19 protein-coding genes are annotated in these 25354 nt (G+C 66.0%); 5 read left to right on the top strand and 14 right to left on the bottom strand.

The window, feature by feature from the left end:
• Positions 1-2: 2 nt before the first annotated feature.
• The 8 genes from FRC98_RS07980 to FRC98_RS07945 form a co-directional block, all read right to left on the bottom strand.
• Positions 3-761, bottom strand: coding sequence for a metal ABC transporter ATP-binding protein (locus FRC98_RS07980; RefSeq protein ID WP_146980774.1), 759 nt, complete (start codon positions 759-761; stop codon positions 3-5).
• Complete coding sequence (locus tag FRC98_RS07975) at positions 758-1741, bottom strand: metal ABC transporter substrate-binding protein (protein WP_146980773.1); 984 nt, start codon at positions 1739-1741, stop codon at positions 758-760. The genes FRC98_RS07980 and FRC98_RS07975 overlap by 4 nt, the downstream gene beginning before the upstream one ends.
• A gap of 196 nt (positions 1742-1937) precedes the next feature.
• On the bottom strand, positions 1938-7121 hold the full coding sequence (locus FRC98_RS07970; RefSeq protein WP_230467414.1) for a hypothetical protein: 5184 nt from the start codon (positions 7119-7121) through the stop codon (positions 1938-1940).
• A gap of 79 nt (positions 7122-7200) precedes the next feature.
• On the bottom strand, positions 7201-8181 hold the full coding sequence (locus FRC98_RS07965) for a peptidase MA family metallohydrolase (protein WP_146980771.1): 981 nt from the start codon (positions 8179-8181) through the stop codon (positions 7201-7203).
• Between the two features lie 123 nt (positions 8182-8304).
• Positions 8305-8946, bottom strand: coding sequence for a DivIVA domain-containing protein (locus FRC98_RS07960; protein WP_146980770.1), 642 nt, complete (start codon positions 8944-8946; stop codon positions 8305-8307).
• A 66-nt stretch (positions 8947-9012) separates the two neighbouring features.
• Entirely contained in the window at positions 9013-9984 is a 972-nt protein-coding gene (gene proC, locus FRC98_RS07955) for a pyrroline-5-carboxylate reductase (protein WP_146980769.1), read from the bottom strand.
• Positions 9977-10705: a YggS family pyridoxal phosphate-dependent enzyme gene (locus tag FRC98_RS07950; protein WP_230467413.1), complete on the bottom strand. Its 729-nt coding sequence runs from the start codon at positions 10703-10705 to the stop codon at positions 9977-9979. Before FRC98_RS07950 ends, proC begins: the two co-directional genes overlap by 8 nt.
• Positions 10702-11340 carry a Maf family protein gene (locus tag FRC98_RS07945; protein WP_146980768.1) on the bottom strand — a complete coding sequence of 213 codons (639 nt, stop codon included), beginning with the start codon at positions 11338-11340 and terminating at the stop codon, positions 10702-10704. The genes FRC98_RS07950 and FRC98_RS07945 overlap by 4 nt, the downstream gene beginning before the upstream one ends.
• Before the next feature lie 112 nt (positions 11341-11452).
• Between FRC98_RS07945 and FRC98_RS07940 the strand changes: the two genes are divergently transcribed.
• The 3 genes from FRC98_RS07940 (at position 11453) to rarD (ending at position 16694) form a co-directional block, all read left to right on the top strand.
• On the top strand, positions 11453-14326 hold the full coding sequence (locus FRC98_RS07940; protein ID WP_146980767.1) for a HEAT repeat domain-containing protein: 2874 nt from the start codon (positions 11453-11455) through the stop codon (positions 14324-14326).
• A 100-nt stretch (positions 14327-14426) separates the two neighbouring features.
• Positions 14427-15590: a molybdopterin-synthase adenylyltransferase MoeB gene (moeB, locus tag FRC98_RS07935; RefSeq protein WP_347342157.1), complete on the top strand. Its 1164-nt coding sequence runs from the start codon at positions 14427-14429 to the stop codon at positions 15588-15590.
• A gap of 186 nt (positions 15591-15776) precedes the next feature.
• Positions 15777-16694: an EamA family transporter RarD gene (gene rarD, locus FRC98_RS07930; protein WP_146980765.1), complete on the top strand. Its 918-nt coding sequence runs from the start codon at positions 15777-15779 to the stop codon at positions 16692-16694.
• A 581-nt stretch (positions 16695-17275) separates the two neighbouring features.
• On the opposite strand, the gene FRC98_RS07925 is transcribed toward rarD, so the two are convergent.
• The 5 genes from FRC98_RS07925 to FRC98_RS07905 form a co-directional block, all read right to left on the bottom strand.
• Positions 17276-18034 carry an SDR family oxidoreductase gene (locus FRC98_RS07925; RefSeq protein ID WP_146980764.1) on the bottom strand — a complete coding sequence of 253 codons (759 nt, stop codon included), beginning with the start codon at positions 18032-18034 and terminating at the stop codon, positions 17276-17278.
• 2 nt (positions 18035-18036) lie between these two features.
• On the bottom strand, positions 18037-18651 hold the full coding sequence (locus tag FRC98_RS07920) for a hypothetical protein (protein WP_146980763.1): 615 nt from the start codon (positions 18649-18651) through the stop codon (positions 18037-18039).
• A gap of 107 nt (positions 18652-18758) precedes the next feature.
• On the bottom strand, positions 18759-19511 hold the full coding sequence (locus FRC98_RS07915) for a DUF72 domain-containing protein (protein ID WP_146980762.1): 753 nt from the start codon (positions 19509-19511) through the stop codon (positions 18759-18761).
• A gap of 3 nt (positions 19512-19514) precedes the next feature.
• The gene (locus FRC98_RS07910; protein WP_146980761.1) at positions 19515-21377 is read right to left on the bottom strand and encodes a sensor histidine kinase; all 1863 of its coding nucleotides are present in this window, start codon (positions 21375-21377) and stop codon (positions 19515-19517) included.
• Positions 21378-21420: 43 nt separating this feature from the next.
• Positions 21421-22206 (bottom strand): hypothetical protein, encoded by a 786-nt coding sequence (locus FRC98_RS07905; protein ID WP_146980760.1) that lies wholly within the window; start codon positions 22204-22206, stop codon positions 21421-21423.
• 224 nt (positions 22207-22430) lie between these two features.
• Between FRC98_RS07905 and FRC98_RS07900 the strand changes: the two genes are divergently transcribed.
• Positions 22431-23363, top strand: coding sequence for an MBL fold metallo-hydrolase (locus tag FRC98_RS07900; protein WP_146980759.1), 933 nt, complete (start codon positions 22431-22433; stop codon positions 23361-23363).
• Between the two features lie 94 nt (positions 23364-23457).
• A complete protein-coding gene (trmB, locus tag FRC98_RS07895) occupies positions 23458-24075 on the top strand; it encodes a tRNA (guanosine(46)-N7)-methyltransferase TrmB (protein WP_146980758.1) in 618 nt (205 codons plus the stop codon).
• Positions 24076-24169: 94 nt separating this feature from the next.
• Here trmB and FRC98_RS07890 read toward each other — a convergent pair whose 3' ends face one another.
• A complete protein-coding gene (locus tag FRC98_RS07890; RefSeq protein WP_146980757.1) occupies positions 24170-25315 on the bottom strand; it encodes an outer membrane protein assembly factor BamB family protein in 1146 nt (381 codons plus the stop codon).
• Between the last annotated feature and the right edge of the window lie 39 nt (positions 25316-25354).

Here is a 25354-nt window from a genome sequence, read left to right as displayed (position 1 = left end):
CCCTACTCCACCGCTTCGGCCGCGTCGCGGCGCTCAAAAATCGCAAGGTTTCCGCCGTAGGTCTTCCGCATGTTCTCCGGCGTAAAGACCTCGGAGGTGGGGCCGTGGGCGATGATGGTGCGGTTCAATAAGACGAGCTCATCGAAGTAGTCGCTCACCGTGACCAGGTCGTGGTGCACCACCACTACGGTTTTGCCCGCGTCGCGAAGCGCGCGGAGCACGTCGACAATCGCCTTCTCGGTGGCCGCGTCGACGCCGGCGAAGGGCTCGTCCATCAGGAAGACCTCTCCGCCCTGGGCCAGCGCGCGCGCCAGAAACACGCGTTGCTGCTGCCCGCCGGAGAGTTCTCCAATCTGGCGATGCTTTAAGGGCGTCATTGCGACCGCGTCGAGGGCGTCTGCGACTGCGCCTTTGTCGTCGGCGTTAAAGCGACGCAAGAGCCCGACATGCGCAAAGCGGCCCTGACGCACGACCTCCTCCGCCGTGATCGGAAAGTCCCAGTCGACCTCGCCGCGTTGGGGCACGTAGGTCAACTTCTGTCGCCCGCGTCGCCCGGTGTCACCGCAGATGGTCACCGTGCCGCTGTCGGGATCTTTGGCGCCGGCGATCGCCTTGATCAGCGTGGACTTTCCCGCTCCGTTCGGTCCGACGATGCCGACCAGGCTCCCGGGCTGAAGGCGCAGGTTGACGTCTTCGACGACCCGCTCAGCGCCGTAGGAGAGGTTGAGGTTCTGGATGTTCAGCGCATCGCTACGGCTCATGCGTCGCTCTCCTCGGAACCTGCTGGCGAGGTGCGTGTCGCTCGCCATTTAAAAGCCTCGGGGCTGCCACCTAAGGCGCCGGTGATCAGGCGCACGTTGGACTCCACCATCTTGACGTAGGTGTGCGCCCCGCTCTGCTCCGGCCCCAGGCTATCGGAGTAAAGAGGCCCACTGATGCGCGCGCCGGTCTCACGCGCGACCTGCTCAATAAGCCCGGGCGCGACCGAGGACTCCATAAAGACCGCGGGCGCGTTTCGTTTGCGCACCACCTCGATCATGTTGATGACGTCACGCTGGCTGGCCTCCTGCTCGGTGCTCAAGCCCTGGATGGCCTCGACGTCCAGATCGTAGGCGCGTCCGAAGTAGCCAAAGGCGTCATGGCTGGTGATGAGCACCCGCTGTTCTTCGGGAACGGTCGCCAGCTGGGCGCGCACCCAGTCATCGAGCGCTTCGAGCTCCTCGTCGTAGCGGGCGTGACGCGAGGCGATCGCCGCGCGACGTGCGTCACCCTCATCGAAGAGCGCTTGCAGCGCTTCGGCGACCCCTTTGCCCCCCTCTTGCCAGAGCGCCACGTCGAACCAGAAGTGCGGGTCCACCGCGCCATCGACCGACATCAGACGATCTTCTTCAATGCGCTCGCCGACCACCAGAATAGGCCGCTCACCGCCGGCGTGGCGCACTAAACCCTCCATCCAGCCTTCGAGCAGCAGCCCGTTCATGACCACCAGGTCGCTCTCGGCGATCTGGCGAGCGTCGGCCGGGCGAGGTTGGTAGATGTGTGGGTCGGCGCCCGCGGAGAGCAGCCCCACCACCCGGACATCGTCGCCGGCCAGCTCACGAGTCAGATCCTCGAGCATGGTCGTGGTCGCGACAACCACCGGGCGATCGTCGACGGGCTCCGCCTCGCGCTCACACGCGCTCAACAGCATCAGTGCCACCACGAAGGCAACGCGCAGAAAAAGTTGGTTCATCGTCATCATAATAAGCCTCACAGGCGATGTCGGCGCATACCCTATGCGCCCGGGCGAAAATTAGCCGCCCCCACCTGAGAAGTTAATCTAACCCCATAAAAGATTTAGGCAAGACTAAACTTCGATTGTTGCGCGTATAAAAAAAACACCCCGGATCGCTCCGGGGTGTTTTCATCATGAAGGCTGTGCCGGTCTCAATGCCTGTTCAGATCTCCAGCGCGCTGGGGCGGCCGGCCAGTCCCAGGCGGTAGCGAAGCTCCAGGAAGGCGTCGTCGTGGGCGAAAGCGACCAGCGCTCCCACACCGTCGTGGTGGCGGATGCGTTTCTGGGTGGCGACCTCGTCGAGCGCCATGCCCCAACCTTCCAGGCGAAGCATCGCTTCGACGGCGGCGGCCACATCGCCGCAGATCAAGAGACCAAAACGCGCGGCAAACGCGTCGACGTTGCGGCCCCACGCCTCACAATGGGCCGTGGCCAGTCGCTCAATGAGGCCCTCATGCGCCTCAATCGCCTGGGCCAGACGACGGCGCGCCGGGGTGTGGAAAGGCCCACCGACCTGCTCGCCGAGCTCCTGGCTCTGCAGATCGACGCGGTCTGTAAACCCGCGGCCGTTCTGACGCAGGGCAACGCCCTCCATCAGGTGCCAGACCTGACGGCCATCCAGGCTCATCAAGGGCGCAAGGTCGCTGACGACGAGCGCGGCGCAGTAGCCGCCGACAAAGCGCAGCCCGGCCTCACTGAGCCCGTCGATCAGCGCCTCATTGAGCCAGACCGTCGGCGTGCTCTCAGCGAAGACCACCGGATGCTCCGGGCCGCTGTCGCCCACAACGAGTCGGAACTTCACCACGCCGATGGCGGCAAAACCATCGGCGATCGCGTCGTAGACCGGATGATCGCCGGAGCGCAGGCGCTGACCGTCGAGGGCCTTCTTCTGGGGCAAGGTCTCCGAGAAGACGCGCTCCACAAGGGGCACCGCCGCCTGCAGCGCCTGGAAGACGCCGCCGCGAAGGGCATCGTCGATCAGGTGGCGCTCCACCAGCTCGGCGTCGACCGCGCGCGAGGGCGTGGTCTTGGTGCGGGCCTCACTGAGCTCCACCTTCGCGCCCAGCGCGCGCAGGGTCTGGCGGGTCAGGCGCAGGCGATCGTGAGCCTGGGCGCGCTCAAAGAGCGTCTCCAGACCACGGTAGTTCGTGGGCTCAAAGGGCTCTTCAGCGAGCAGCTCGCGGAAGGCCTTCATCGCCAGTGCTTCGCGACCGGCCATACGCGCCAGGCAGAAGGCGCGGCGGCGACGGAAGTAGGCCGAGCGCTCGGTGTCCTGTTCACACAGCGTGATGAGACGCTCGAAGTAGCGCGCGGCCTCTTCGATATGGCCGAGCTCCTCGTCGGCGGCTTCGGCCGCGCGCGCCAGTAGATCGATCTTCGCCGCCGAGCTCGTCGCGTGAGAGAGCTGCGCGAGCTGCTCCACACAATCGGCGACCTCCCCGGCTTCGGCAGCCAGATCGATGAGCAGATCCAGGTCGGCGCGAGAGTCGGGGAAGGCGCGCACGATCTGCCACTGCAGGGTGTAGGCACCGGCGACATCATTGAGCAGACGATGACGCACATCGACCAGCGCGCGCCAGTCGTCGAGCTCTTCGCCGATGACCTGGAACTTCAGCACACGCTCGTAGAGCTCGGCGGAGCGTCGGCCACTGCCGGCCTGACGATGGGCGCGGGCCAGCAGCCGCTCAGCGCGGTGCAAGGCTTCGAGCCCCTCGTAGTCGTGTACGAGGTCTTCCAGGCAGTCGATGGCCTGCTCCAGGTGCGCTTCATCGTCGACGCTCATCAGCAGGCGGCCGAGCCAGTAGCCCGACTGAATGCGCTCCTCGACGACGTGCTCGTCGTCCATGGTGATGCACTCGAAGTGGCGGCGCTGGAAGTCGATGGCGTCGTCGATCTTCTCAAAACGCGAGGCCAGCTCCACCAGCGAGCGCAGGTAGGTCGCGTCTTCGGAGATCTGCCAGCAGGTGGTCAGCGCGCGCTGCGCGCCCTCGTAGTCCGCGAGCTCGTCGGCGCAAAGCGTGGCGAGCAACTCAAAGAGCTCCAGGCGACGGGTCTGGCTTAAACCTTCGCGCCCGACATGGGCCTGAAGGCAGTGGCGCAGCAGGTCCCAACGCGAGGTCTCTCGGAGCGCGGTGTAGAGCGCCTCGATATGCTCGCAGTCAGCCGGGATCATCGCGGTGGACGCCTCGTCGGCAGGGTCGAGTTCGGCCTCACCCTCCGGAACCAAAGTCGGACCCACATGCTCGACCAGCTCGGGGAAAGTCGCCTCGCAGGCCAGCGTATAAAGGTCATCGGCGCCGGCGAGCCCGTGACGCGAGGCGTAGCGGGCCATCTCCAGGCGGCGCGAGGCGCGCACCAGGGGGTTGGTGTGCGTGTCGGCCTCAAGCGTCGTCCACGACAGGTAGCGGGCGTGCTCCTGAAGCCTGCGCGCCTGCAAGGCGCGCAGGCGCTGCTCGGCGGCCGACATCGAATCGCCGGGATTCTGCGCAAAGATCTCGCTGCCGTTGAGCACCGCGACCAGATCGGCGCTCAGCCCCGAGAGGTTGGTGGCCGCCGCCGCGCTTGTCAGCTCGATCTCCTGGCTGAGGAAGGCGCGCGCCGCCGAGGGCAACATCTCAAACTCATGGCCGGCCAGAGCGTCGCGTTCCCAGGCGTTGAGGTTGTGGCGGCCCATGGCCACCAGCGCCTGCAGGGGGTGGTGCGGAAGTCGCACCCGCGCCTGAGCAAGCTCGGCGCGCTCAGCCGCACAGGCCATCGCCACGCGCAGCACGATCTGGTTCTCCAGGCTGTCGGCCGCGCCATGGGCGCGGTAGGCCCGGCTGGCGTCGGGTGAGACTTCGGCGCGCTCACGAAGACGCGCGATCACCATGAAGTAGCGGTCGCGAAGCGTGGCTTCGGTCGCGTGCATCAAAAGATCTTCGAGCTGATCGGCGATGGCGTCCGGAGCATGACCGGCGCGCTTCCAGGTACGCGCCACCCCGCCCAACCAGTGGGTGTTGGTGGGCTCGACCTGCAGCGCCTCCAGGTAGCGCGCGCAGGCATCCTGCGCGTTGTTCAGGCGCCACTCCGCGATCATCGCAAGCTCGCCCCACCCCGCGGCGAGCTCGGCGGCGCCGGTGATGTAGGCCAGGCGGTTGAGCAGCAGCGCCTCCAGCGAGGTCCACGCCCCACTCTGGCGGTAGAGCCGGCTCAGCGCGTTGAACACGTGGCTGTCGTTCGGGTTCATCGCCAGGAGCTGCTCATAGATGGCCACAGCCTCATCGCGGCGCTCCAGGCGAGTCTCCAGAAGTTCGGCCAGCGCTCCCAGCTGACGGGCGGCGGCGCGCGGGTCGGTGATGGTGTGCAGCTCACGACCGGTCATCTGCACGATCTCATCCCAGCGCGAGCCGCGCATATAAATGCGTCCCAGCGCTTCGAGGGCGGGCAAAAAGTCGGGGAGCACCTCCAGGGCGCGGCGGTAATAACGCTCGGCGCGCACCACGTCATCGAGCTGCTGCTCAGCCACCTCGGCGTTGCGAAGCCAGGTCGCAGCGACCTCTTCCGGATCGTCGATCAGCGCGATCTCACGCTCGTTGAGCGCAATGAGGTCTTCCCAGCGGTGGGTGCGCGCGTACAGACGCCCCAGCGCTGCAAAACAGCGGGGGTTGGTCTCGTCGATGGCGAGGATCTCCAGCCAGGCGCCGATGGCGACCTCGTAGTTCTTGAGCTGCTGCTCGGCCACCTCGGCGACCTTATCGAGCAGGTAGAGCTTCTGGCGGCGCGAGGGCGCCACTTCCACAAGGCCCAGGAAGAGGTCGGCAAGCTGCGTCCAGCGCTCCAGTCGGCTCAAGATACGCGCGGCGCTCTTAAGCGCAGGCAGGTAATTGGGGCGCACCTCCAGCACCAGCAGGTAGTGCTCCAGGGCGCGCTCATCGCGCTCGAGGCGATGTTCGTACACCTCGGCCAGCTGGAAATGACGACGCCAGGCGCCGGCCGCAGAGTCCGCCGAGGTGATCTCGCGCTCGTAGAGGTCGGCAAGCCCGCGCCAGTTCTCGCGGCGGGTATAGAGACGGCCCAGCGCGCGCAGCGCGGGCACATGGCGAGGGTCGTAGCTGAGCGCCTCGCGGTAGACCTCAGCGGCTGCCTCGGCAAGCCCGGCTTCAACCTCATAGAGACGACCGAGGCGCGTCAGCGTGCTCACACGCTCGCTCACCGAGAGCGGGCCTTCCAGGCGACGGTTGAGCACGTCGATCAGCTCGGAGCCTCCCCCACCCTGCGCTTCGGGTTCACTTTCCAAAAGATGCTCACGCAGGCGCAGGAGCGTCCAGTCGTCATCGCGCTCGGTGCCCTGGCGCAACACGTCGCGGGCAGCGGCGGGATGATCGGAGGCAGTCAGGTGCAACATCGCCAGCGGCACCGCGTGCACGCCCTGGCGCAGCTCCTGACGCGCCGAGCGACGCAGCACGCCGAAGGCGCGGCCCACCTCGCCAGATTCAAAACACAGGCTCACCAGCAGATCGTCAAGATCGCCGGGAAGTTGGCCCTGGTTGGCCAGATCGTTGAGTAGGTCGCGGGCTTCGTCATGACGCCCGAACACGTGCAGCCACACCGCCCGGCGAGACTCCAGCGCCTGGCGAATGTCGACCGAAAGCTCCGGCAGGCGCGCGGCTTCTTCCAGCGCAGAGAGTGCCTCCTCAAACTCGCCACGCTCCAGCAGCGCGTCGCAGCGAAGGTGCAGCGCCCAGAGCGCCGCGAAGATGTCGAGGCAGGCGCGCCCCTCGCGCTCGTCGGCGGCACGATCGCAGCCGCGCAGCACCTCATCGGGGCTTCCACCGCGCATCCAGCGCGTGGTGGCCAACTCAAGCTCCACATAGGTCGGTGCCCAGGAGGGCTGGTCGCGCAGCGCCAGCGCGCGCTCCAGCGCGTCGATCACGGCGTCATCGTCGCCCAGCGCGCGGCGAAGGCGGCGCACCAGGTGTGCGACCTCCCAGGTCATCACCTCATGGATGCCCGCGCAACGCAGCATCTCAAGCGCGCGCTCAAAATCACCAAGCGCCTCACAGGCGCGGGCCACCTCGATGTGGCGGCGCGCGACCTCCGCGTCATCTTCAGCCACATGGGCGCGATCGGCCAGCGAGGCGGCTACAAAGGCTTCGAGCACATCGCGTCGAAGCGCCACGCTCTCGCGCGGCCGAAACGCCGCGCGGCGCGCCTCATCGGCCTCGCCAGCGCTTAAGTTGAGCGTCGGGGTCTGCGCCGCGCTCGGCGGCGCCTCATCGGACTTCGGCGCGACAAAGCGCGCGGTCCGCCGCTGCGTTCGGTCGCTGTCATGGGCGCGAGAGAATACGTCGGAGATGCTCTGAGCCATCCTTAGCTCCTGGCTGCAATCGTCGTTCGTGTCGATGCCTGCGTATGCTGCCATCCGTGGCAGCCGGCGCGACGCGACGTCAGCGATCCTGGCCAGGCAAGGGGTAAAGCTCCGGGTCGTAATCCCACGGCCCGGGGTCGTCATCATCGACCATCGCTTGCGCCTGGCGGCGCTTACGCATCACGCGCACCACGAACGCTACAAGGAAAAGAAAGGAGGCGCCAAAAAAAAGACCGTTGGCATCGCCCAGGATCGCCCAGAAGGAGGCGCCCTCCTCCAGATCGTTTCGCCACTGCGTCTCCAGCGCGCTCAAGGTGCTTCCGCTGCTCTTATGCACCGCCTCCTCAAAAGGCGTACCCGCCCGCACCTGGGCCATCACCTCAGCAAAAAAGTCCTCGCCGAAGCGCTGCTCCAGGTGACGCACAAAATGAAAGCTCTGCGCGTAGGCCAACGACACCGACTGGTGGTGCGGCGGGAAGTAGCGGTCCAGGGCCGAAAACGCCATCACGCTGCCCGTCGATGCCGCGCGCGTCAGCGTATCGCTGCGCTCGGGCGTCCACTCCTCAGCGTGAAGTACGGCAAAGCCCTCGTTGAACCACCGGGGCACATGATGTCCGCCGCGAGCGCGGTCGACCGCCACGTGCGCAAGCTCATGAATGAAGGTTTTGCGGATATCGACCGGCTCCGCCGCCGACCCCACCCCGTGCTTGACCAGCACCGTGGAGCGGTCACTCAACGAAAGCCCCACCGCCCAGCTCGACGGGCGGTAGTCGGCGCCCTTCCACTCAAAATAGGTGTTCATGTCGTGCAGCAGGTAGACGTCAACGCCGTCGAGCGCATCGACTCCCAGACGGCGCTCCAGCGCCTCAACCACCTCGGTGGCCTCGGCGTCGAGCTGGGCAATCGCCGGTTCAAAACGCTCGGGATAATAGTAGGTCAGCGCGACCTCCGCGCCGGGTCGGCTGATAAGCCCGGGCATCACCTCGGCCCGGGCCGGCGCGCTGAAGATCGTGAGTGCGGAGACAAGGATCGCAACAAGGGTGGCGCGCAACAACTTCACATCGACCTCGAAGATCACAGGGGTGGGCGCGCGTCACGCAATCATTGCGCGACGCGCCGCACCAAGAGGTACGCACATCGGCCCAACCACCAAACGATCTCTTGCGGCCCTACCCTTCCCACCTCAATGCGAGGTCGAGGAGCCGGCGATCATCCCTGGCGAGGTATGACGGCGCGGGCGCTCATCGACCAGCGCGTCGTCGTCGACCTCTTCGCTCTCATCACTCTCAGCCGCCTGCGCGCTCTCCTCAGTGCGTGGCGAGACCGGGCTGGGCGCGTGACCGGGGATGGGCGGGAGCACCTCCACGCCTTCGGCGCGCTTCTCAAAATGCGCGATCATCGAGCCATAGCTCTCGACCATATGCTTGAGCTCGCTCTGAAAACGCACCCGATGCTGATGCAGCTCCAGCATCTCCGAGCGCAGCTGCCCGACCTTCTGCTCGGCACGCGTGAGCATGCGCTCGGCTTTGAGCTCGGTCTCGGCCAGCACGAGCTCGGCGTCGCGATCGGCCTGATGGCGGATCTCCTCGGCGACCTGCCGGGCCATCTCCAGGGCTTCGACCAGGCTGCGCTCACGGCGGCGGTAGTCGCGCAGCTCGCGGGTCTGCTCGTCGAGCTCATCCTGCATCCGCCGCACCGCGTCCTGGACCTGGCGCCACTCGCGGGCAAGCCCCTCCAGAAACTCGTGAACCTGGTCGGCGTCGTAGCCCCGGAACTTCGACTGAAACGACTGATTGGCGATATCATCGGCGCTGAACTTGAACATCTTCTACCTCATCCATGGCGTTGACGTGGGTGCTGCCCTGCTCCCGTGGGGTGGTGCAAAAACCATCTATCCGATGGGCCCTTCCTCTTCGATGCGTCGCTCCGAGACCTCTTCGCTGAGCTCGGCGCTGCGGCGGGCGGCGGCCTCCACCGCGCGGATCAGCGCGTGGCGAAAGCCGTGCTCCTCCAACGCGACGAGCGCCGCGATGGTCGTGCCCCCCGGGCTCGCCACCTGATCTTTGAGCTCGGCGGTGTGCACGTAGCTTCGCTCCTGGGCCAACCGCGCCGCCCCTTCCATTACCGCGCTGGCAAGCTCGATGGCGGTCTTGCGATCAAGGCCCATAAAGACGCCGCCGTCGGCCAGCGCCTCCACCGCCGTAAAGATATACGCCGGACCGCTGCCACTGATGGCGGTGAGCGCGTGAAAATGATCTTCGTCTTTGATGCGCACGACCTTTCCGACCGCCTCAAAGAGCGCTCCGATCGCGGCCATATCGACGGTGCCGTCGCCCATCACACCGGTGACCCCCGCGCCGACCAGCGCCGGCGTATTCGGCATCGCGCGCGCCATTCCGGCGAGCGGCCCGGCGTAGCGGCGCATCGACGCGATCTTCACGCCGGCAGCGATCGAGATGATCGTGTCTTCATCGGTGAACTCCTCCTGACGCGCCTCGAGCACCGCGCGCACATCACCGGGCTTAACTGCCACCATATAAAGGCGCGGGCGCCGGATGGGCTTGTCGTTCTCATCAAGCTCCACCTCCGGGATGGCCTCACGCGCGTTTAAGTCGTCGGCCAGGTCCTGAGCCGTCTTCTCATGCGCATCCAGGCAGACCAGGCGACGCGGGTCGAGCGCGCCGCTGTCGATCCATCCCTCGGCCAGCGCCCGCCCCATCTTCCCGCAGCCGATCAGGATCACGAGATAGTCGTTCAGGCGCGCATCAAAGGTCGGCGCATCATCGTCGGAAAGCGCAGGCACCACGAGCTTTTCGGTGTCGGCCGAAGCCGCTGCTTCCGGTGTTTCATCGGGCTCATGCATCGTAATTCCTCTCTCCAAAGAGCGCGCTGCCCACGCGAATCAATGTGGCACCTTCTTCAATTGCGACTTCAAAATCCCCGGACATGCCCATCGAGATCTCCCGAAGATCCCCGGCGCGCTCCGGGGCGTGTTCCTGCGCGTAGGCGACCAGGCCCTCAAAAAGCTCACGCAGCCGCCGAAAATAGGGGCGCGCCTCCTCCGGATCGTCGGCATAAGGCGCCATGCCCATCACCCCGCGTACCCGCAGCTCGGGCCGGGCGACCACGTTGGCATAAAAGTCGTTGAGATCAGCGGGCTCCACCCCACCCTTGCTCTCCTCGCCACTGATGTTGACCTGCAGAAGCACGTCGACCGTCGAATCCGAGCGGCGCGCCAGCGCTTTGACGAGGCTTTTGCGGTCGACCGAATGAATCAGCGCGACCTCCCCGGCCACAAAACGCGCCTTGTTGGACTGCAGCCCGCCGATGAAGTGCCAGCGCACGCTCTCTTCGAGCTCCGCGGCCTTCTCCTGCCACTCCTGCACGTAGGACTCGCCAAAATCACGCACACCCAGCTCCGCCAGCGCCTCAATCGCCTCGATCGGGTGGGTCTTGCTTACGGCGATGAGCGTAACCTCATCTCGCCGGCGCCCCGCCCGCTCGCAAGCCGCGACGATGCGGGCCTCCACCTCCTCAAGACGCGACTTCAGCACATCAACATCGATGTCAGAGGAAGCACTCATAGCGGGAACCCCTGGATGCCACCGAGCTCCTCCAGCGTCTCCACAACCTCGCAGACCGGCAGGCCCACCACGCAGAAGTAGGAGCCCTCAATGCGTCGCACCAGCGTGCTACCCAGATCCTGAATGCCGTAGCTTCCGGCCTTATCCATCGGCTCGCCACTGGCGGCGTAGCGACGGATATGATCCTCGGTGAGCTCGCGCATCCACACGTCAGCGCGCACCGCGACGGCCTTTGAGACGCGCGCATCAGCGGGCTGCCCCGGCGCGCGCCAGGTCCAGCAGTAGGCGGTGATGACCTCGTGTGTGTTGCCGGCCAGCCTGGCGAGCATCGCGCGGGCGTCGGCCTCATCGGCAGGTTTCTCCAGGATCTCGCCATCCAACACCACGATGGTATCCGCCGAGAGCACCCACCCGGGAAGCTCACTGTCGCCGGCCAGCGCATCGGCCACAGCCTCGCCCTTTTCCCTGGCGAGTCGCAGAGTATATGCTTCGGGCGACTCCCCGGCGCGGGGCACCTCTTCGATGTCGCTCTTGTAAACAAGCGGCTCAAAGCCCAGGCGCTGCATCAGCTCCAGGCGGCGAGGAGAGCCACTGGCGAGCACGACCCGGGGAGAACTTTTGGTGATGATGTCCATGCGACGTCCTGATAACGCGTAAACCAACTCCGCCCCGACGGTAAGAGCGCCCCGGCGGGGTGTCAAAAAATCGCCGGCCCCCCGGCGCGAGCACCCAAGCCACGGATCGTTCATGTTCACGTCGCCCTCTGGCGCGCCCTCCCCTCTCCGAGTTCTGCCGATATTGCGCGGCGCCCCCGCAGCAAGCGCGCTCCTGACGAGCGCGCTCATCGCGCTGGGCGCACAGCCCGTGAGCGCGCAGATCAGCGCCCCCGAGCGCATCGAGCGCCACAGCGAGACCATCGAGCTGGAGCGGCGTCGACCCGCGCTGCAGCTCAACATCTACCAGCGCGCCGACGCCGACGAACGTATCTGGAACGTGGAGCTGGCCGGGGGCCCCGGGCGCACCTCCGCGATCTGCCGCACGACCTTCCCCCGGGAGGTCGGCCAGAACTTCTACATCTTCGAGATCCAGAGCCGAAAACTCACCTCGACCGGTCACGCGATCATCCTGGAGGCCCGCGCCGACTACCAGCGCGGCCCCCTCGATCCGCCGGTCTACCAGGTGGCGATGTGGGTCGATCGCGCCAACAGCTCCACCGGCTGGAGCTGCGGCGTGATCGGCCGCGGTGAATACACCCGTCTCGATGGCGGCGCCTCGCTCGGGTTTCGACAGCTCTCGCCAGAGGACGCCCCCGACACCACCACGCTGGTACGCGCCGACAGAACTCGCGGCCCTTCGTTTTGCGGACTTCAAAAAGAAGAAGATCGCGGCTTTGAGATCTTCGATCCCGACCAGGGGCGCTTTGTCGCCGGCGACCGCATCGATCTGCAGCTTGAGCAGGCCATCGATCTGGAGGCGACGCTCCCCGAGCGCGCCTACCGGATACCGCTGACCGCCAATATCTTCAGCTGGGCGCTGGCCAGCAGTGATGTGCGCGGCGCGCCCGTCGGCGGCCTCCCGGCGCGTCCCATCTCGCTGGGCGACGCCGACCTTAAGACGGCGTGGATCGAAGGCTCTGGCGAGGGCGGAGTGGGCGAATACGTCAGCGCCAACGTCACCACCGCCGTGCCCATCCGGGGCCTGCACATCTTCCCCGGCCACGGCCGCTCCCGCGACCACTTCGAGAGCTACGCCCGCCCCACCGAGCTGCTCATCGGGCTGAGCGATGGGCTGCGCTTCCGCGTCGCGCTTCCCGACGTATCTACAGACGACCTCTTTGAATCCGGCGGGCTCACCGTGACCTTTCCCGAGCCGGTCTACACGAACTGCCTCTCGGCGATGATCCTGGACTCGCAGCCCGGCGCGATGGCCGAGGCCCCGGAGGCTGAGCGCCGCCGCCTGGGGCGCTCGGTGGCCATCTCCGAGCTCACGCTGACCTCAACGGTCGACGCCCCCACCGAAGACGAGACCGCCCGCCGCATCGTCCACGAGGTCGTCCTGGAGCCCCAGGCCCCGCGCCGCGACCAGCTATCGCGCATGACCACGCGCATTCCCTCGGCGACCATCACCGCCGTCGATGAGGTCCTGCGCGGCGACGACCCCACCGCCCGCGACCGCGCGGTGCCCATGCTCGCGAGCCTCCCGTCCGACGAGGCTGTCCCCACGCTGATGGCGCATCTGAAGCGCGTGCACACCGACGCCCCCGACTACCGCGCCACCCAGCGCGCCATCGCCGCCCACGGCGCGCGCGCGGCCGACCCGCTCCTCGATCTCCTCGACCAGCTCGACCCCACCGAACGTAAATACGTCGACGCGGTGCGGCTGATCGGCAGGCTCGGCTCCCTGATCCAGCTCGGGCGGCTCATTGACACCTTTGGCCAGGGCCCTGACCGGCTCCGCAATGAGCGCGTGCGCGCGGTGGCCGCCGGCGGCGTGGCGATGCTCCCCCGCCTGATCGATGCGGCGCAGGTCTCGCCAGACTCCCCGACCACCGAAGACACGCTGCAGGCCATCGGCCTGATCGCCCGGCGCGATTTCGCCCATGAGACTGGCGAGCTGGAGGACGTCGACGCCCTCCTCGATCTGGCGCGCACCAGCCAGGTTCGACGCCACCGCCTGCGGGCCATTGAGGCCCTCGGCTACTTCCTGCACCCCGAGGGCGTCGAGCATCTAAGCGATCTTCTGGTCGAGGATCCCGATCCCCTTATTCGAGCTGCGGCCGCCGGCGCCCTGACCCGCTACCCCGGCGATGAGGCCCGTCAGGCGCTGACCGGCGCACTCCAAGACAACTCGCCAGACGTGCGCATCGCCGCCATCGGGGCCTTGGGCGCCCGCGACGATGCCGCGCCTTCCACTCCGGAAATCATCGACTACGTCGAGCGCGAGCGCTGGCACACCGGCCTTCATCGCGGGCTCGATGTGCTGGCCGCCTCCGCCCACCCCGAGGCGCTCCCCTACCTGGAGCGCCTGCTCGTCGAACACCCCAACGGGGAGCGGGTGCCGGTGGCGTTACGCGCCCTTCGCCACCACCGCCGGCCCGTCTCGCGCCAGGCCATTGACCAGGCGATGGCCGTTCCGGGCCTGCGCGCCTCGGTGCTGCGCCAGCTGGTGAGCATGCTCGGCATGCACGACGGTCCCGACATCGACGCCGAACTTCTGAACATCGCCCGCGGCACCCACCCCACCGTCGCGGCGACCTTCACCGAAGATCCCTCCCTTGCCGGCGAGCTGCGGCGCCAGGCGCTCAACGCGATGGGCACGCGTCGATCGGCGGAAGGCCGGGCCAACCTCCTGGCCTTCGTCGTCGATGATGAGGCCCCCGAAGATCTGCGCATCGCCGCCCTGCAGGCGCTGGCCTTCTTCGCCGACCCCACGCTCGTGGAAGAGCTCCAGGAGCTCGCCACCACCCTGCCGCGCCCGCTCCGCCCCCAGCTTCGCGACACGCTGGCTCAGATCCAGGCGCGCGTGGCCATCGACGACGCCGGCGACGACATCCAGGAGTTCCGCGACGCCCTCGATGAGCGCGAAAAACGGCGACTATCCGACGAAAAATCCAACCGTTGAACAATCCACACCCCCGAAGTATGAATAACCTGGCGAGCCCCGGTGTTCACCCCCCGGAAATTGATGCCTCGCCCCACGACCCATGCCATTTCAGGAGTTCATTGTGGCTACATTTGACGAGCTCATTGAGCGCGTAAAAGCAACGATCAAAGAGACCGACAGCGACGCGGTGCGCGCCCTGCAAACCTCCAACGACCCCACCGTCATCATCGACGTGCGCGAGCGCGAAGAGTTTGTCGACGGCCATATCGAAGGCGCCGAATTCATCCCCCGCGGCCAGCTCGACCTGAAGATCGAGACGGCTGTGCCCAAACGCGACACCCCGATCGTGCTCTACTGCGCCGGCGGCACGCGCTCGGCGCTGGCGGCCCGCTCGCTCGAAGAGCTGGGCTACACCGACGTAAAATCGATGGCCGGCGGCTTCACCGCCTGGAAGCGCTCGGGTTACCCGGTGCATATCCCCAAAGCGATGACCTCCGAGCAGCTCACCCGCTACAGCCGCCACCTGGTCATCCCCGAGATCGGTGAGAAGGGCCAGCGCAAGCTCATCGACGCCAAAGTGCTGCTGCTCGGCGCCGGCGCTCTGGGAAGCCCGGTGGCCATGTACCTGACGGCGGCAGGCGTGGGCACCATCGGTATTATCGACAGCGACGTGGTCGACCGCTCCAACCTCCAGCGCCAGATCCTGCACACCGACGAGGCCGTCGGCACGCCCAAGGTCGAGTCGGCCAAAGCTCGCATGAAGGCGCTCAACCCCGACGTCGAGATTCACACCCACCAGACCTGGCTGAGCAGCGAAAACGTCCTGGAGATCTTCGAGGGCTACGACGTCGTCGTCGACGGCGGCGACAACTTCGCCACGCGCTACCTGGTCAACGACGCCTGCGTGCGCCTGGGCATCCCCAACGTGCACGGCTCGGTCTACCGTTTTGAGGGGCAGGCCACCTCCTTTGTGCCCCACCAGGGCCCCTGCTACCGCTGCCTCTACCCCGAGCCCCCGCCCCCCGAGCTCGCCCCGAGCTGCCAGGAGGCCGGCGTGCTCGGCGTGATCCCCGGCGTCATCGGCATGCTGCAGGCCATTGAGGTCATCAAGCTCATCGTGGGTATCGGTGAGCCGCTGGCCGGCCGCCTGCTGACCTTCGACGGGCTCAAAACGCAGTTCCGCGAGCTCAAGTTGCGCCGCGATCCGGAGTGCGCCCTCTGCGGCGAAAACGCCGAGTGGAACGGCTTTATCGACTACGAGGTCTTCTGCAACGTGAGCTAACACGCGCTTCGTTCGATCGCTCCATGCCCCGGCGACCGCTGTGTCGCCGGGGCATTTTTTTGTTGCCAACTTCCCTCCCGCGCATCTAAGCGTTGCCACGGGCGCTTGCCCCCTCTCCTGGCCGCCTTCCCCGGCGCCGTCTTATGGCACCTCCTGTGCCCCCTCCCGCTTTCCCCCTCCACGACTATGTCCCACGAAGAACGCACCTTACGCAGCGGCCTGGGCTTTGCCCTGGGCGCCTACCTGATGTGGGGGTTCTTTCCCCTCTACTGGAAGTACCTGGAGCACGTGCCGGCGATGCAGATCCTCTCGCACCGCATGGTGTGGTCGCTGGGCTTTGTCGCCATCATCCTCGGCGTGCGCGGGCGCTGGGCCTGGGTGCGCGAACTCACCCCGCGCACGCTCTTGACCTACCTGGCCGCCTCGCTCTTTCTGGCCTTCAACTGGGGGATGTACATCTGGGCGGTCAACGCCGGCTACATCGTGGAGACGGCGCTGGGCTACTTCATCAACCCGCTCATCAACGTCGTGCTCGGCGCGCTCATCCTCAATGAGCGGCCTCGCCGCGGCCAGTGGATGGCCATCGGCCTGGCCGCACTGGGCGTGGTCTACCTGACGGTGGTCTACGGCCAGCTCCCGCTCATTGCGCTGAGCCTGGCGGCCTCTTTTGCCATCTACGGGCTCATCAAAAAGAAAGCCCGCCAGGGGGCCATCGAAGGGGTCGCGCTGGAGAGCGCGCTGCTCTTTTTGCCCGCGCTGGGCTTTATGCTCTTCTGGGAATGGAGCGGTGAAGGCCACCTCTTGAGCGGCCCGCTGAGCACGCAGCTTCTGCTCATCGGCGCGGGCGCAGCCACGATGATGCCGCTCCTCTTCTTCGCCGCCGCGGTGCGCCGCCTCTCGCTGACGGTCATCGGGGTGATGCAGTACCTGGCACCCACCATCCAGTTTCTCATCGGTGTTCTGATCTTCCACGAACCCCTGACCCTGACGCGTCTCGTGGGCTTTATCTTTATCTGGCTGGGCCTTGTGGTCTTCACGACCGAGGGCCTCATTCAGAACCGCCGCGCCCGCCGAAGCCGCCTCATTCCCCCGGGCGCCGGCTGAGTCGTTCGTCCCAGGCACAGGCATCGCGAACGCTGCAGGGCGAGGGGCCTGAAACCGCGACAAACATACCCCGAACGGGGCGCCGGGACGGGTCAACACTGGCACTGGATGCCACCCGCCAGGGCCTCAAGGGGTCAACACTGGCACTGGATGCCACACGCCAGGGCCTCAAGGGGGTCAACACTGGCATTGGATGCCACACGCCAGGGCCTCAAGGGGGCTAAAGCTGGCATTCGATACCCCCCGCCAGGGCCTCAAGGGGGCTCAAGCTGACATTCGATACCCCCCGCCAGGGCCTCAAGGGGGCTAACGCTGGCATTGGATGCCACACGCCAGGGCCTCAAGGGGGCTCAAGCTGACATGCGATACCCCCCGCCAGGGCCTCAAGGGGGCTAACGCTGGCATGCGATGCCACACGCCAGGGCCTCCAGGGGGTCAACGCTGGCACTGGATGCCACCCGCCAGAGCCTCAACGGGATCACGAACCTTTCGCGAACCCAAAACAAAAGACCCACCCTCTCGGATGAGCCTTCATGTCGGATGAGCCTTCATGCTTCGCTGCAATCATGGGGGGCGACGCGTCAATCGGTCGGAAGCTCCACCGCCTTTTGCGGCGACGCCTTCGCCAGATCGAAGAGCGCACGGCTGCTAAAGCGCCCTCCGTTATGCTCGGCGCGGAGCTGCCGGGTCAGCAACACGATCGTCTGCGCCACGTCGTCGGCCGAGGGGAGCGTGTCGGGATCTTCATCCGGATACGCCTCGGCCCGCATATCGGTGGCGGTGCCGCCCGGGTTCAGCGTGACCACCACCGCATCCTCGCCAAGCTCGTCGGCGGCGATTTCACTGAGCCCCTCCATCCCGAACTTCGAGATCGAATACGCGCCCCACTGCGCGCGCCCCTTTCGCCCCACGCTCGATGAGAGGTTGATCACCCTGGGAGCGTTCGCCGCGCGAAGCGCCGGATAGCTCGCGCTGAGCACATTGAAAGCCCCTACCACATTGACCTCCAGCACCTCGCGCAAGGCCTCGGCGCCGGTCTGGTCGAGCGTGGCGCGCGGGCCGAGCACCCCGGCGTTGTTCACCAGCACATCGAGGCGCCCGTGGGCCTCCATGATCTCGGAGGCCAGCGCCTCGACCATCACCTCATCGCGGAGATCGAGCACGCAGGCGCGCACGCCTTCACACTCCGAGGCAAGCTCCTCAAGCGCCTCTTCACTGCGCGCACACGCGTAGACGATGGCCCCGGCCTGTGCGAGCTGGCGCGCACACGCGCGGCCAATGCCCCGGCTCGCGCCGGTGACCAACGCCACACTCCCCTGGATCTCAAAAAGATCGCTCATGCTCAGAGCACCGTCTCATCAGGAGAGAGCGTGAGCGGCCAGCGGATCGACTGATAGTCGGCGTTCTCTTTGCCGAGCTCGCGGCGCAGCACCTGGCGGAAACTGCTCAGGCTGTCGGCCACATCACTGAACGCGTCGGAGCGCAGCGTGGCAAAACGCTGGTAGTTCGAAAAGGCCGAGCTCTCCTCTTTGGCCTCACCGGTGGCCTTGTCCATCATGCGCTCGAGTTTTTCCGCCTGCCCCGAGGCGAAGTCGATCTGATCGGCGCGCTCGTTGAGGTAGGCGATCATCTCGTTGACCGCGTCGATCAACAGCTTCGTCGACCAGTACATCACGCGCTCCGGGTCGTAACCCACGGCGCCGACCTGAGCGAGCTTGTCCTGGGTCAGGCGCAGCTCTTTGGCCAGATGCTTCCAGGCGAGCTTGTCGTCGCGGCTCTCCATGCGCCACTGGGTGAACTGGCGGTCGGTGGACTTGAGCGCCTCCTCAAAGTTGGCGCGCACCTTCTTGAGTCGCGACCCGAACATCGCGCTGTGCTGGCGCTCCGGGTGCTCCTCGCAGTAGCGGATGCAGTCGTCGAGACACTTGTTTAACTCAAACACATTGGCAACGGACATCGTGAAACCCTCGGTTGTTTGGCGAGCGAAGACCGCCGTTGGTATGCCCCAGCCGGCCGCGCGCTGTCAATCAGCCCCGGCGCGCTTGCCGGGGCTTTCTCACGCCTTCAGGGCGCGAGCATCTCGACGAGCTGATCGGCGGTGGCCGGCGAGTGACCGGAGAAGTGGTTGTTGACGTAGCCCAGCACGGTGCCCCCGCGCTCGACAAAATGCTGAATGCGCGGCACCCACCAGCTGAGTTCCTCGCTGCGGTCGGCCTGCACCCGGTCGAAATGCTCAAACGCCTTCCAGTGCCCGAGCCAGCGGATGTAACAAATCTGCGAGGTCACCCGCCAGAAGCGCTCCAGATACTCCCCGTCGGTGAGCACCACCGAGACACGCCAGCGCTTGAGCAGGTCGGCAAATTCATCGACCAGCCAGGAGCGGTGACGCACCTCCACCGCGTAGGCGTACCCGTCGGGAAGCCCCTCAAAGAAGCGAGCCAGCGCATCGAACTCCTCGATCGAAAAGCTCGGCGGAAGCTGCAAGACCAGCACCCCTAACTTCTCGCCAAGCTCGCTCATCGTCTCCACAAAACGCATCGCGTCTTCGCCGGCGTGAACCAGGCGCGCCTCATGGGTCACCGAGCGCGGAAACTTGGCCGAAAAGATAAAGTCGTCGGGGGTGCGGCTGTACCATCCCTGCACGGTGCTGCGCGAGGGAATGGCGTAAAAGGTCGAGTCGATCTCCACCGTCTTAAAACGCGTGGCGTAGTGGGTGAGGCGCTCGGTGCCGCTGACACCGCGCGGATAAAAAACGCCGTCCCAATCATCGTAAGACCAGCCCGAGGTTCCGATCAGCGCGCGACCTGGTTGCGTCATGACCTACTCCTCCGGATGAGCGGCGGCGCGCCAGCGCTGGCGAGCCAGCTCAATCTCATCGCTTGATGGCAGCTCAAAGGTGCCGCTCTCGCCCATACGCTCGGGCTTTTTGAACTTCGGCGCGCGGATGGGCAGCTCCACGACCATCGTGGTGCCCTGCCCCGGCGAGCTCTGCACGCGCAGCTCTCCTCCTAAGCTACGCACCAGATCACGCGAGATCGATAAGCCCAGGCCGGTGCCCGTGCCGGGCTGTTTGGTGGTGAAGAAAGGCTCGAAGATCATCTCCAGGACCTCCGGCGCGATGCCGCTGCCGGTATCGGCGATGCGCAGCGCGATACGATCGGCCTCTTCGTCGACCACCGCGTCGATGACCACCCGATTTTCATCCGGAGCGCCGGGGTCAATCGACTGCAGCGCGTTGATCACCAGATTGAGAATCACCTGACTCAACCGATTTGCATCGGTGTACACCGCCGGCGTGTCTGTCAGACGTACATCGATCTCGGCCCGCCTCTTGCCCTCGTGGCGCACCAGCGTCAGCGCCCCGTCCACCAGCTGCGCAAGCTGTACCCAGCCCGGCTCATGGGGGCCCTCGTGGGCCATAAGACGAAGATCGCGCACGATCTGGTGGATGCGCTGCATCCCGGCCAGGCTTCTCTCAAGAAGTTCTTTAAGATCTCCGAGAATGTACTTCATCTCCAGGCGCTCTTGCAGCGCGCGAAGCTCCAGGGCGACGAGGGGCGCACGCTCCAGCGTAAGTTTCTCGGTCTCTTCGATGTATTCAGTGATCGAGGAGCTGTAATCCTCCAGAACGCTCAAATTCGAGATCACAAAGCTGGCCGGGTTGTTGATCTCGTGGGCGATCTCGGCGGAGAGCAGCCCCATCGCCGCGAACTTCTCCGCGTGCACAAGCTGGCGCTGGGTGCTCTTAAGCTCCTCATAGGCGCGCTCGACCTCGTTATGATGCTGCGCCCGCGTGAGCGCCGCACCGAGCTGTGAGCCCAGCGAGCGCAGAACCGCCTCACGCGCGAGCAAAGGCGTGGGGCGCGTGGCGAGGTCGCCGAGCACCAGCAGCCCGCGCGCCGAGGCGGAGGTCGCGACGTGCACCAGCGCGGCGCGCCCCTGCGCACCACGGGCGGCCGCGTTCCATGAAGGCGCCCAGCGCAGAAAGGCGGCGTCCTGCTCCGGCGCCTCAATAAGCCGCACGCGCTCCGAAGCGTTCTCCGGATCGCGCGTTGAAGGGAGCTCCTCTCGCCCCGGCTTGACCACCATGGCGCCGGCGGCGAGCTCCGCCATCAGCTCCCAGCGCGCCTCGCCACCCCGCCACTCCCAGTAGGCCATGTACCCGGCGGCACACACGCCATGCCAGAGATTCATCATCGAGCCCAGCACCTCGTCCGCATCGCCGGCGGCGCTGGCTGCTGGCGAGAAGGTCATTAAGCCCAGGAGGTCGCGACACTCACGCTCCAGCTGACGGTAGCGCTCCACGGCGGTGCGCGCATCGGGCTCTTGCGAGCGCGCAAGCTCAATGCGCAGCAGAAGGTCGCTGCCAAGGTTCTCATCTTCGAGCGCGACGCCGTCGAGCGAAAGGTCGCGCAGCTCGGCGAAACTCGCCAGATCGCAGGGGGCCATCGTAGCGAGCAGCACGAAGTTGGCCTGCTCCGACTCCCGCAACGCCGCCAGCGCGCGCAGCGCCGGGGCGCAGCGCGTCGGCACGATCACCGCTTCGGCGCGCACCTCGCCAACACGAAGCTCCGACGACGAGACCAGCTCAACCCGCAGCCCGGCAGACGCCATCGTCTGGCGCGCACCTTCGACGGTACTTCGCCCAAACTCCGGATCCACCACCATCACCACGTCTTTCATCTCAGCCTCTTAGCCGACGCCACTGGCCCGTAGTCGAGCCCGCTCACTGCCGCGCTATCCTATGCGCCGCACAGTCTTTTCGCCACCACGTAAGCGCGAGCAACGCGAGCGCAAGCGCGCCGGCGCCATAGAGCGCGACGCTCCACGGCACCGCCCCCAGCCAACGCGTGACGCTCTCCGGGGCGCGCGACAGCTCAATCAACGCGACCACGAGCAGCGTCAGGCTCCCCACAGCGGGAACCCGAAAGGAGTCCGCTCCCGCAACGCGCTCGACCAGCGCCGTCGCCGCCGCTCCCAGCCCAAACGCCAGCACCATCAGCGGTGCAAAGGGGCGTGTGGGCCTGCTCCACGCCGCCGAGCTGCTCAAATCGCCGGAGAGCACCTGAAGTTCCCACGCCGCCGTACCGCGCACGTGATGCTGCACCCACATCCCCTCTCCCAGGGGCACCATCGCGCCAAAATCACACCCCTCAAACACGCACCCGATACGCGCGACCGCAAGGCCCGCAAAACCGGCCACGAGCGCTGATGCCAACCAACGGGCGCGGCGAGGCGCATCGTCACAGCGCCACCAGGCCGCGCCTCCCACCAACCCGGCGCCCAGCAGCGCTCCCAGCGAGGACGCGCCTCCCCCCAACCACGCTCCAAGAATCAGCCCTCCTGCAAGCCCCCCGGCCATCACAGCCCCAAAGCTGGCCAGCCGCAGTGCGGGCGCCTCACCGGCCCTCCCCAGCCCCTGCCACCACAGCCAGAACATCACCCACACGCCCGCCCCGATCATCGCGCTACCGGCTGGCCAGCCGCGCGCATCCACCATCCATGCGATCAACGCCGCCCCCCTTTCTCACCCTGCCCCACGCCATCGCTCCATGCGCACGTGACCCGCCAGTCAACTTCTGCGAACACAGCGCACTTCCCCCGCCTCATTCGCCCCCTTACGCTCGCCCTTCTTGACGCTATTTTTGGCCCGTTGCTATAGTTCGGCGTCATCCCGTCATCCCTTGACGATATCCATCTTGCGCGCTCCCCCCCCTCGCAGCTCGAGTCTGTACCATGACCTCCGACGTCTCTGTCACCATTCACGGCTCTCGTGGAAGTTATCCGGTCTGCGGCCAGGAGTTCACGCGCTACGGCGGCAACACCTCCTGTGTGAGTGTTCGCGCCGGCGATCGCGAGATCATCTTCGACGCGGGTAGCGGCATCATCGAATACGGTCGTGACCTGGTCAAAAATGCCTTTGCCAACGACCGGCCCATTCATACCAGCATCTTCTTCTCGCATACCCACTTCGATCATCTCATCGGCCTGCCCTACTTCCCGCCGGTCTATATTCCGAACGCCACCCTGCACCTCTTCGGGCCGCGTTACGGCAGCCAGCAGAGCTTTGAGGAGACCATCCACGACCTCATTCGCTCGCCATACTACCCGGTGGCCCTCAACGAGATGACCGCGCTTAAGCATTTCTACGACATCGGCGAGGTCGATCGCGTGTATTTTCTGCGCGACCGCCCCGAGCCTTTGCTCGTGCGCGCCACCCACCCGAGCCAGGCCCATCTTCGCCCCGACCCGAGTGAGGTTGAGATGGAGGTTCACTGCCTGCGCGGCTACAACCACCCCAAGTCCGGCGTGAACATGTACAAGGTCATCGCCGGCTCCAGGACCTTTGTCTACGCCACCGACACCGAGGGCTACGTCCACGGCGACCGCCGCCTGGCGGAGTTCGCCCGGGGCGCCGACCTCATCGTGCACGACGCGATGTACACCGAGGCCCACTACACCTCGATGCCCGCGCCCACCCAGGGCTACGGACACTCCACGGTGGCCATCGCCGCGGAGCTCGCCAGACAGGCTCAGGTCAAGCGACTGTGTCTCTTCCATCACGACCCGAAGAGCACCGACGAGGATCTTGACGCCATCGACGCGCTTGGTAAGAGCCACTTCGCCGAGTCCTTTGCGGCCCGAGACGGCTTGACGGTCGCGCTCTAAAAGTCCACACCCTCTGGCGAAGGTGCCTCGCGCCAGCGAGGCCCACCGCCCTACCTCTCCCCGCTGATCTTCTGCCACTTGCTGAGGTTACCCCGTGGCTGACCTGTCGCTTCGCTTCGATGACGTCATCGAAGAGAACTACGATCGTATGCTCACGCGCATCCGCCAATTCGCCGTCGAGCGCCCGCTCCCGGAGCGCGTCTCGCTGGAGATCGGCTCGAATCGCGCCAACTTCCTGCGCCAGCTCGCCCAGCGCCACCCGGAGCGCTTTTACCTGGGCATTGAGTGGCGCAAAAAGTACGTGGACTTTGGCAAAGAAAACCTGCTGGAGCACGGCGTCAAAAACGCCGATCTTCTGCAGGCCGACGCCACCATGGCCATCCCCATCCTCCTGGAAGAAGGGCAGCTCTCCGAGCTCTTCATCCTCTTCCCCGACCCCTGGTGGAAGAAGCGTCACCGCAAACGCCGCATCATCCAGCCGCAGACGCTGGACCTCTTCGCCTCAAAGATGCACCCGGGTGCAACGCTCTGGCTTCGTACCGATGTGGGCACACTCGCCGACGACTTCCGGGAAGTGCTCGACGCCCACCCCGAGTTTGAACATCTTCCCTTTGAAGAGATGCCCGTTGAGCCCTTCCCCCGGACCACCCGGGAGGTCAAGATCCTGCGCAAAGGGATCCCGGTTCACACACTGTATTACGTGCGACGCTGACCTTCAGCGCCACGCTGCTCCATAAAAAAAGCCCGCCGCGCAAACGCGCGGCGGGCTTTTCTTTTATCGGGCATCCCTTCAGGACGCCGACGCCTCAATAGGCCAGACGGTAGCCGTAGAGATAACCGCGGTTCGACAGCGTATAACCGCGCACGCTGTCATAGACCGGCGCCCGCTGAAACCCCGACGAGGGGTTCCACCGCGTCACCGGGCGACCATCGCGCGTGCGCACAAGGTAAAGCGGCCCCGACGCCGTCGCCACACTGAGCAGCGGCCCGGTCGTGCTCAACGCCACCGGCGACTGCCCCTCGGGCATCCGAAAGCGCCACACCGGCTCACCGTCGTTCTTCGAGAGCGCAAACACATGCCCGGTGGCCGAGACTCCCAGGAGCCAGGGCCCCTGCATGATCAGGTCGGCCACACTCTCGATATCCTGATGCCACATCAACGCGCCGCTGGACTTCTCCACCGCGTAGATGCCCCCGGCATAGGAGACCGCGTAGAGAAGCTCACCGTCATCGATCACCGCAAGATCCACATCCCCGAACTCCTGAGACGCGTCACCCAGGTTCGCTGTCCACTCCACCTCGCCACTGTCCGAAAAGAGCGAGACGAGATGCCCGTCGGCAAAGCCGCAGAAGATGCGGTTCCCGGAAAAGACCGGCGTCCCACCACCCATAATAGTGAAGAAGTCTGGCTGACGACGCTGGTAGTCCCACACCAGCTCCCCGCTCACCGCATCAAAGACGTAGAGCACATCGGCGCTGTCGGTCACCGCCACCAGCCCATCGCTCACAGCGGGCTGCGCCTCAAAGGCGCTGCGCCCGTCGGCTCGCCAGATCTCCTCACCACGCTCCCAGCTCAGCTTATGCAGACTTCCCTGGCTGCTGGCCGCGTAGACATAGCCGTCGACCAACGCCACCGGCGCGTCGATGGATCCGCCAATCTCCTTCGACCAGACCAACTCACCGGTATCGGCACGCACCCGGTAGACGTAGCCATCGCTGGCCCCGACCACCAGATCACCACCGGGCGCGAGCACAGGCTTGCCGAACTCCCGGGGGTTGATCTCCCAGGGCCGATCCGAGGAGAGCGGCACCCGCCACTCTACCTTCACACGCGCGGTAGGCTGCCCCACCGAGTCAAGCCCGGTGGGCTGGGCGGGTTGCATCGCACAGCCGCCCCCTACAAACGACACGAGCGCGGCCACCAGCCACGCTCGCCCAACCTTAAAGGTCATTTTGGTCACGTCCGCTTACTCACTTCGAGAATCGTCGTT

The organism is Lujinxingia vulgaris (genome assembly GCF_007997015.1).
Lineage (GTDB): Bacteria > Myxococcota_A > Bradymonadia > Bradymonadales > Bradymonadaceae > Lujinxingia > Lujinxingia vulgaris.
This window is presented reverse-complemented; position numbering and strand designations above follow the sequence as displayed.

Excerpts from the sequence above, each read along its gene's own strand:
- FRC98_RS07920 (WP_146980763.1), bottom strand. The coding sequence starts at position 18,651 with ATGTCCGTTGCCAATGTGTTTGAGTTAAACAAGTGTCTCGACGACTGC.
- FRC98_RS07980 (WP_146980774.1), bottom strand. The coding sequence starts at position 761 with ATGAGCCGTAGCGATGCGCTGAACATCCAGAACCTCAACCTCTCCTAC.
- FRC98_RS07925 (WP_146980764.1), bottom strand. The coding sequence starts at position 18,034 with ATGAGCGATCTTTTTGAGATCCAGGGGAGTGTGGCGTTGGTCACCGGC.
- FRC98_RS07950 (WP_230467413.1), bottom strand. The coding sequence starts at position 10,705 with ATGAGTGCTTCCTCTGACATCGATGTTGATGTGCTGAAGTCGCGTCTT.
- FRC98_RS07940 (WP_146980767.1), top strand. The coding sequence starts at position 11,453 with ATGTTCACGTCGCCCTCTGGCGCGCCCTCCCCTCTCCGAGTTCTGCCG.
- FRC98_RS07910 (WP_146980761.1), bottom strand. The coding sequence starts at position 21,377 with ATGAAAGACGTGGTGATGGTGGTGGATCCGGAGTTTGGGCGAAGTACC.
- proC (WP_146980769.1), bottom strand. The coding sequence starts at position 9,984 with ATGCATGAGCCCGATGAAACACCGGAAGCAGCGGCTTCGGCCGACACC.
- FRC98_RS07945 (WP_146980768.1), bottom strand. The coding sequence starts at position 11,340 with ATGGACATCATCACCAAAAGTTCTCCCCGGGTCGTGCTCGCCAGTGGC.
- FRC98_RS07960 (WP_146980770.1), bottom strand. The coding sequence starts at position 8,946 with ATGTTCAAGTTCAGCGCCGATGATATCGCCAATCAGTCGTTTCAGTCG.
- FRC98_RS07970 (WP_230467414.1), bottom strand. The coding sequence starts at position 7,121 with ATGGCTCAGAGCATCTCCGACGTATTCTCTCGCGCCCATGACAGCGAC.
- rarD (WP_146980765.1), top strand. The coding sequence starts at position 15,777 with ATGTCCCACGAAGAACGCACCTTACGCAGCGGCCTGGGCTTTGCCCTG.
- FRC98_RS07915 (WP_146980762.1), bottom strand. The coding sequence starts at position 19,511 with ATGACGCAACCAGGTCGCGCGCTGATCGGAACCTCGGGCTGGTCTTAC.
- FRC98_RS07975 (WP_146980773.1), bottom strand. The coding sequence starts at position 1,741 with ATGATGACGATGAACCAACTTTTTCTGCGCGTTGCCTTCGTGGTGGCA.
- FRC98_RS07900 (WP_146980759.1), top strand. The coding sequence starts at position 22,431 with ATGACCTCCGACGTCTCTGTCACCATTCACGGCTCTCGTGGAAGTTAT.
- FRC98_RS07890 (WP_146980757.1), bottom strand. The coding sequence starts at position 25,315 with ATGACCTTTAAGGTTGGGCGAGCGTGGCTGGTGGCCGCGCTCGTGTCG.